Raw genomic sequence first — 7,427 nt, 5'->3', positions numbered from 1 at the left:
GCCGAGCATCTGCAGCAGCTGCACCAGGATCAGCAGCAGGACCACGGTGACCAGGGCCACATCGGTGTGCGAGCGCTGGTAGCCGTCGCGGAAGGCCAGGTCGCCAAGGCCACCGGAGCCGATCGCACCGCCCATCGCGGTGAAACCAATCAGCGCTACCGTGGTGACCGTCGCACCGGCAATCAGGCCGGGGCGCGCTTCGGGCAGCAGCACGCGGGTGACCAGCTGCCAGGTGGTGGCACCCATCGCCTGGGTCGCCTCGATCACGCCCCGGTCGACTTCACGCAGCGCGGTCTCGACCAGGCGCGCATAGAACGGTGCAGCACCGATCACCAGCGGCACGATCGCACCGCGTACACCCAGCGACGTCCCCATCAGGAACAGCGTGACCGGAATCAGCACGATCATCAGGATGATGAAAGGCACCGAGCGCAGCAGGTTCACCACCAGCGCCAGCACGCCATAGGCGAACGGCCGGCGCTTCATCTGCGGCGCGCCGAACAGATACAGCAGCACGCCCAGGGGCAGGCCGATGGCCAGGGTCAGCGGCAGCGAACCGAGCAGCATCAGCAGGGTGTCGATGGTGGCCTGGCCGATGTCGGCCCACTTGCCCGCATCCAGGTGACGGAAGAAGCCGCCGGCAGTAGCGATGATCATCGACGCAGCTCCTCAACATGCACGCCGGCGGCCACGAACGCGGCCTGCGCGGCGGACTGGTCGCCGCCCACCAGGGCGACCACCAGCTGGCCATACGGGGTGTCCTTGATCCGGTCGATACGGCCGGACAGGATGTTGTAGTCGACCCCGGTCTGGCGCGCGACGCTGCCAAGCAGGGGTTCGTAGGTGTCGCCGCCGAGGAAGGTCAGGCGCACGATGCGGCCGCCGACCACGTCGAAATCGCGGTGCAGCGCGCCCTCGTCCACATGCTCCGATTCACTGACGAAACGGCGCGTGGTCGGGTGCTGCGGGTGCAGGAACACGCGGGTGACCGGCCCGGTCTCGACCATCTGGCCGGCGTCGAGCACGGCCACGCGGTCGCACACACGGCGGATCACATCCATCTCGTGGGTGATCAGCACGATGGTCAGGCCCAGCTCGCGATTGATCTTCGACAGCAGCGACAGCACCGAGGCCGTGGTCTGCGGGTCGAGCGCACTGGTCGCCTCATCGCACAGCAGGATCTGCGGGCGGGTCGCCAGCGCGCGGGCGATGCCGACGCGCTGCTTCTGGCCACCGGACAGCTGCGCCGGGTACTTCTGCGCGTGCGCCTCCAGGCCCACGGTCTGCAGCAACTCGGCCACGCGCGCGTCGATCTCCGCCTTCGGCGTGCCGGCCAGCTCCAGCGGGAAGGCGACATTGCCGGCCACCGTGCGCGAGGACAGCAGGTTGAAGTGCTGGAAGATCATGCCGATGCGCCGGCGCAGTGCGCGCAGGCCGTCCGCATCCAGTGCGGTGACATCCTCGCCACCGATCAGCAGGCGACCACCGCTGGGCTCTTCCAGGCGGTTGATCATGCGGATCAGGGTCGACTTGCCGGCGCCGGAATGGCCGATGATGCCGAAGACCTCACCGGCCTCGATGGTCAGGTCCAACGGTTGCAGCGCGCTGACTTCGCGGCCGGCAACGGCATAGGATTTGTGCAGGCGCTGGAACTCGATCACGGGCGTGGCTCACCGGCTGGGTGACGGAAGGGGGCGTGCAGCCTACCAGCGCAGGCGGTCGCGCGCCCGCGCCATGGGCCAGAATGTTATTCCTTTTGGTTCTAAGTCGCCCGCGCCGACGCATTGGCTGGGGTTAGGGCCCCTGTGAGGACCCGACCCCGGGGTCGGATCCTGGCCCAACCGGCTCAGGGGTGATCCAGCGGCTTCGGCGGCTCCTGCCGGTTCACCCGCTCGCGGTGCAGCAGGTACAGCCCCGAAGCCACGATGATCGCCGCGCCCACCCAGGTATAGCCATCAGGCAGCTGGCCCCAGAAGGCCAGGTCCCAGCCAATCACCCAGACCAGCCCGCTGTACTCCAGCGGCGCGATCATCGAGGCCTCGCCCAGCTGGAAGGCCTTGGTCAGGGCGATCTGGCCCAGTGCCCCGGCCAGTCCCATGCCGGCGATCAGCGGGGCATGTGCCAGCTGCAGCGGCACCCAACCGGGAATGGACAGCAGCCCGGCACCGATGGCCATGATCACCAGGAACCAGACCACCATCGACTGCGAGGTATCGGTGCGGGTCAGCAGGCTGACCGTGATCGCTGCCACGGCATAGGCGGTGGCCGCAGCAAGCACCATCAGCCCCGGTACCGAGATGAAGCCATCCACGCCCGGCCGCAGCACCACCAGCACGCCCACCAGGCCGATGCCGATGGCAACCCAGCGCCGCGGCCCGACCCGTTCACCGAGCAGCGGCACCGAGAGTGCAGCGATCAACAACGGGGCGACGAAATAGATGGTGTAGGCGGTGGACAGCGGCAGGTCGCGCAGGGCGAACACGAAGCAGCCGATCATCGCCATGCCCAGCCCGCCACGCAGCAGGTGCAGGCCCCAGCGGCGCGGGATCAGCGAGCGCGGGCCGGCGCTGACCAGCACCCACACCAGCACGAACGGCAACGAGGCCGCACCACGCAGGAAAGTCACTTCCAGCGTGGGATAGCTGGCCGACAGCTGCTTCATGCCAGCGTCCATCAGCGAGAAACAGGCGACCGCCGCGACCATCCAGGCCACCGCGCGCGAAGGGGAGCGTTGCACGTTCATGGCCCATTATCGCCGACCGCGCGCCCCGCCGGGCGCCGGGCATGGGCGCCGCGATAGAATGGCAGCCACTGAATTCCGCGGAGCCCGCCCATGCCTTCCTTCGACGTCGTGTCCGAAGTCGACACCCACGAGCTGACCAACGCCATCGACCAGGCCAACCGCGAACTGGCCACCCGCTTCGACTTCAAGGGCGTGGACGCCAAGTTCGAGCGCGATGGCGATGTCATCAACCAGACTGCGCCGACCGAGTTCCAGCTCAAGCAGATGAACGACATCCTGCGTGCCCGCCTGGCCGCGCGCGGTATCGATGTGCTCAGCCTGGAGTTCGGCGACATCGAGACCAACCTGGCCCAGGCCCGGCAGAAGATCACCGTCAAGCAGGGCATCGAGCAGAAGATCGCCAAGAAGATCGCTGCCGCGCTGAAGGAAGCCAAGCTGAAGGTCGAAAGCCAGATCAACGGCGACAAGCTGCGCGTGCAGGGCAAGAAGCGCGACGACCTGCAGGACGCCATTGCCGTACTCAAGGCAGGCAAGTTCGAGCTGCCGCTGCAGTTCAACAATTTCCGCGATTGATCTGCCCGCCGGGCATGGCCCGGCGGACTGCAACGTCAACCGCGCAGCAGCTTGTACAGCGTAGTGCGCGAGATGCCCAGCTGGCGAGCGGCCAGGCTCAGATTGCCGTCCGCCGCCTGCGCCGCACGGCGCGCCGCTTCACGCTGCTGATCACGCAGCAGCGGTGTATTCATCGTCGCCGCTGGAGGGCTTTGCGCGCTGCGGCCAGCGACCTTGCGCGGCGCCTGCAGGTGCTGCAGGTAAACCGCACTGCCCTCGCCTACCCGCACCCGATGCGGCGCCCCGGGTTGCAGCAGGCGCCGCCGCTGCGCGGCACTGGCGCCGGCAAACACGCTTTCCAGGTTCAACAACGGCAATGGCCCCCGACGCGGCAGGCCCAGCAGGCGCCGCGCAACACGGTTGGCCGCGCGCAGCTGGCCATCCTCCTGCACCGCCAGCAGCCCCTGCAATGGCGACGCCAGCCAGCGCGGATCATGCTGCAGCGCCAGCAGGTGCACGTCGGCAAGCGCGTGGAACAACCGGTTCTCGCTGGCCAGCGCGGCCTGCCGGAAGTAGCCCTGCAGCAACGAGGGATCGCGCTCACCCAGGCCGGTGATATCGATCACCCCGCATACCTGCCCCTCAAGATCATGCAGCGGCTCGCTGAGGCAGAACACCGGCGCAAAGCGCTGCAGGTAGTGCTCGTTGCCGCGTACCAGCGCCGGCACATCGTCAGCCAGGCTCACCGCCGGGGCGGTAGTACCGATCTCCGTCTCCCCCAGTCGCCGACCGACCTGGATCGGTCGCAGCAGGGGCGCATCTTCCAGGCCATGGGCCTGTTGCGCGATCACCACGCCTTCGCGATTGGCGCAGAACATCGTCCAGCCACGCCCACCAAAGGCGGCCCACAACTGTTCCAGCTCCGGCCGCACGCAGCGCGCCAGCCGGCGGTCGCCGGGATCGGAAAGATGCCGGCCATCGCCGAGCAACGGACGGTAGTCCGGCTCCTGCCCGGGCAACAGGCCTGCCGCGCGTGAACGCAGCCATGACTGCTGCAGTGGGAGCGGCAACACGCCCAGTGAACCCGCATCGCCCTCGGCAAAAGCGGCACGTGCCGCCACCAACTGCTGTTGCCCGACTGTCGTGGCCATCATGGACGCAGCGTACACCCGCCAGCGGCAACGCCACGTTACGTTCCGACAACGGAATGTTTCCGCCAACGGTTCAAACACGGGGTCAGAGGCGTTTTCCTTTGGAAAACGGATCCGACCCCGTGCCGACCAACAGCGGCGGGAACCTGTCGAAGGCGGGGTGGGTCCGGTTGCGGGGGTGTCAGCCGCATGGATGCGGCTGCCAAGCCCCCAGGGAAGGGTTTACGGCGTCCCCCGCAACCGGGCCCACCCCGCCATCCCACGGAATGCCCGCTTTTGCCGTTGCCGTGGACGTTGCTTCGGCGGGTGCAGGGCGCAGCCCTGCAAACCCTCCCCACCCTTACGCTGCGATGCGCAGGATCGGCTTGAGCGTGATTCCCTTCGTACTGTCCTCCGCCGCCTGGTTGATCTGTTCCAGCGGGTAGAACTTCACCAGCTTGTCGAACGGGAAGCGGCCCTGCAGGAACAGCGTGACCAGCTGCGGAATGAACACCTGCGGCACGCTGTCGCCTTCCACGATGCCGCGGATGCTGCGACCACCGAGCAGCAGGTTGTTCACATCGAAACTGGCGGTGGTGCCCAGCTTCGGTGCGCCGACCACGCCCATCATGCCCAAGCCGCCCAGCGCCTCGATACCCGCCGACAGCACCTCGGGGCGACCGGTCGATTCCAGCGCGAAGTCCGCACCACCGCCGGTGATCGCGCGTACGGCCTCGATCACGTCGGTCTCGCGGCTGTTCACCACGTGGGTGGCGCCCAGTTCCAGCGCGAGCTCCAGCCGCGAGGGCACTACGTCGATGGCGATGATGGTGGTGGCACCGGCCACCTTCGCCGCCATCACCGCACTCAGGCCCACCGCGCCGGCACCGTAGCTGGCGAAACTGCTGCCCGAGCGCACCTGCAGCGAATTGAGCACCGCACCGGCACCGGTCTGGATGCCGCAGCCCAGCGGGCCCAGCAGTTCCAGCGGCGCATCGTCGGGTACCTTGATCGCGTTGATCTCGCGCGCGATGGCGAAGGTGGCAAACGAAGACTGCGCGAAGAAATGGTCGTGCAGCGGCTGCCCCTGCGCATCGGTGATCGCGGTATGGCCGTGGCCATCGTCGCCACCAAAGTTCAGCGCAAAGAAGTCCTTGCAGTAGGCACCGTGGCCGCCCCGGCAGGGATTGCAGTGACCGCAGGCGCCATAGGTCAGCACCACATGGTCGCCCACCTTGAGGTCGCGCACGTTCGGGCCCACCGCCTCAACGATGCCAGCCCCCTCATGGCCGAGCACTGCCGGCAGCGGCACCGGGTAGTACTGGTCGCGCACGATCAGGTCGGTGTGGCACAGGCCCGTCGCCACCACCTTCACCAATACCTCGTCGTCCTGTGGGCCACGCAGCCGGGCCTGCTCGATGACGAAGGGCTGTTCTTTGCCGCGGACCACGGCGGCGGTGATCTCGTGGGTTGTGGTCTTGTCGTTCATCGTGATGGCTCCTTCAATCAGATCGGGTAAGCGGGCGCTTCGCCCTTGACGGTCAACCACTGCCACTGGGTGAACTCTTCCCCGTTGGCGGGGCCACCGATGCTGGTGCCGTTGCCGGACGCACCGACGCCGCCGAACGGGTTGATCACTTCGTCGTTCACGGTCTGGTCGTTGATATGCAGCAGGCCGGTGCGCAGGCGCTCACCGAGTTTCAGCGCGCGCCCGACATTGCTGGACACGATGGCCATCGACAGCCCGTACTCGCTGTCGTTGGCCAGGCGCACGGCATCCTCGTCATCGTCGAACGGCACCACCACCGCCACCGGTGCGAAGATCTCCTCGTTGAACGCCGGATTGTCGGCAGAGACGTTGCCAAGCACGGTCGGTGCGAAGAACAGATCGCGATGGGTACCGCCCGCCTCCAGCGAGGCACCGGCCTGCACCGCCAGTTCGACCACGCGCGTGGCGTGGTCACGCTGGCCAGCATTGATCAGCGGGCCGATCGCCACGTCTTCGCGCGCCGGGTCGCCCACCTTCAGCGAATTGGCCTTGGCCACCAGCTTCTGCAGGAACGCAGCATGGATCTTCCGATGCACCAGCACGCGGCCAGTCGCCATGCAGATCTGGCCCTGGTGCAGATAGACACCCCACGCGGTGTTGGCCACCGCCAGGTCGAGGTCGGCATCGTCGAGAATGATCAGCGAGTTCTTGCCGCCCAGCTCCAGCGAGACCTTCTTCAGGTGCCTGCCCGCCGCTTCGCCGACCTTGCGTCCAGCGGCGGTGGAACCGGTGAACTGGATCATCGCCACGTGCGGGTCACTGGTCAGTGCGGCCCCGGCCGCGCCATCGCCGGGCAGCATGTGCAGCACCCCCGCCGGCAGCCCGGCCAGTTCGAACAGGCGTGCGATGACCGCGCCACCACACACCGCCGTGCGCGGGTCCGGCTTGAGCACCACGGCATTGCCCAGCGCGATGGCCGGCGCCGCCGCGCGCATGGCCAGGTAAAGCGGGAAGTTGAAGGGCGAGATGACGCCGACCACGCCCAGCGGCCGGCGTCGCGCCAGGTTCAGCCGACCCGGCTCGGAGGGCAGGATCTCGCCGGTGCTGCGCGACGGTAGCGCCGCAGCTTCGTGCAGCGCCTTGATCGTCACCTTCGCTTCGAAGCCGGCCTTGAGCCGTGTCGAGCCGCTTTCGCGCACCAGCCACTCCACAAGGGTGTCGATGTGTTCCTCGGCCAGGCGTGCCGCGTTGCGCAGCACCTCCGCGCGCTGCTCGTAAGGCGCTGACGCCCACGCCTGTTGCGCCTGTGCAGCGGCCGCCGCCGAACGCGCTACCTGCGCCGGGTCGGCCAGGCCGATTTCGCCGAGGGTGTTGCCAGTGGCCGGCTCGATCACCGGCTGCCGTTGCTCGGCCGCCTGCCAGTGACCATCGAAGAAGGCGCCGGCCCAAAGGGCATCCGGCAGCCACGGAGAAGATGCAGTCATGGGTGTCCTCCTGTGTCGTGCGTCCATTC

The 7,427-nt window shown here is 67.8% G+C and carries 7 protein-coding genes; 1 reads left to right on the top strand and 6 read right to left on the bottom strand.

The window, feature by feature from the left end:
• The 3 genes from N5D45_RS18330 to N5D45_RS18320 all read right to left on the bottom strand — a co-directional run.
• Positions 1–657: ABC transporter permease (locus N5D45_RS18330; RefSeq protein WP_279939429.1), on the bottom strand; the 657-nt coding region annotated here is incomplete at its 3' end.
• Positions 654–1,661, bottom strand: a complete 1,008-nt coding sequence (locus tag N5D45_RS18325) for a methionine ABC transporter ATP-binding protein (RefSeq protein ID WP_010481369.1) — start codon at positions 1,659–1,661, stop codon at positions 654–656. The genes N5D45_RS18330 and N5D45_RS18325, both read right to left, overlap by 4 nt.
• 185 nt (positions 1,662–1,846) lie before the next feature.
• Complete coding sequence (locus N5D45_RS18320) at positions 1,847–2,743, bottom strand: DMT family transporter (protein ID WP_010481368.1); 897 nt, start codon at positions 2,741–2,743, stop codon at positions 1,847–1,849.
• A gap of 90 nt (positions 2,744–2,833) precedes the next feature.
• Here N5D45_RS18320 and N5D45_RS18315 point away from each other — a divergent pair, with 90 nt between their 5' ends.
• The gene (locus N5D45_RS18315; protein ID WP_010481366.1) at positions 2,834–3,316 is read left to right on the top strand and encodes a YajQ family cyclic di-GMP-binding protein; all 483 of its coding nucleotides are present in this window, start codon (positions 2,834–2,836) and stop codon (positions 3,314–3,316) included.
• 35 nt (positions 3,317–3,351) lie between these two features.
• On the opposite strand, the gene N5D45_RS18310 is transcribed toward N5D45_RS18315, so the two are convergent.
• The 3 genes from N5D45_RS18310 to N5D45_RS18300 form a co-directional block, all read right to left on the bottom strand.
• The gene (locus N5D45_RS18310; protein ID WP_231298678.1) at positions 3,352–4,446 is read right to left on the bottom strand and encodes a helix-turn-helix domain-containing protein; all 1,095 of its coding nucleotides are present in this window, start codon (positions 4,444–4,446) and stop codon (positions 3,352–3,354) included.
• Between the two features lie 340 nt (positions 4,447–4,786).
• On the bottom strand, positions 4,787–5,914 hold the full coding sequence (locus tag N5D45_RS18305; RefSeq protein WP_043401040.1) for an NAD(P)-dependent alcohol dehydrogenase: 1,128 nt from the start codon (positions 5,912–5,914) through the stop codon (positions 4,787–4,789).
• 17 nt (positions 5,915–5,931) lie between these two features.
• Positions 5,932–7,398 carry a benzaldehyde dehydrogenase gene (locus N5D45_RS18300; RefSeq protein WP_279939427.1) on the bottom strand — a complete coding sequence of 489 codons (1,467 nt, stop codon included), beginning with the start codon at positions 7,396–7,398 and terminating at the stop codon, positions 5,932–5,934.
• Between the last annotated feature and the right edge of the window lie 29 nt (positions 7,399–7,427).

The organism is Stenotrophomonas sp. GD03819 (assembly GCF_029841665.1).
GTDB lineage: Bacteria > Pseudomonadota > Gammaproteobacteria > Xanthomonadales > Xanthomonadaceae > Stenotrophomonas > Stenotrophomonas geniculata.
The sequence above is the reverse complement of the archived record's forward strand: the minus strand, read 5'-3'. Positions and strand labels throughout refer to the sequence as shown.

Excerpts from the sequence above, each read along its gene's own strand:
- N5D45_RS18320 (WP_010481368.1), bottom strand. The coding sequence starts at position 2,743 with ATGAACGTGCAACGCTCCCCTTCGCGCGCGGTGGCCTGGATGGTCGCG.
- N5D45_RS18315 (WP_010481366.1), top strand. The coding sequence starts at position 2,834 with ATGCCTTCCTTCGACGTCGTGTCCGAAGTCGACACCCACGAGCTGACC.
- N5D45_RS18305 (WP_043401040.1), bottom strand. The coding sequence starts at position 5,914 with ATGAACGACAAGACCACAACCCACGAGATCACCGCCGCCGTGGTCCGC.
- N5D45_RS18300 (WP_279939427.1), bottom strand. The coding sequence starts at position 7,398 with ATGACTGCATCTTCTCCGTGGCTGCCGGATGCCCTTTGGGCCGGCGCC.
- N5D45_RS18310 (WP_231298678.1), bottom strand. The coding sequence starts at position 4,446 with ATGGCCACGACAGTCGGGCAACAGCAGTTGGTGGCGGCACGTGCCGCT.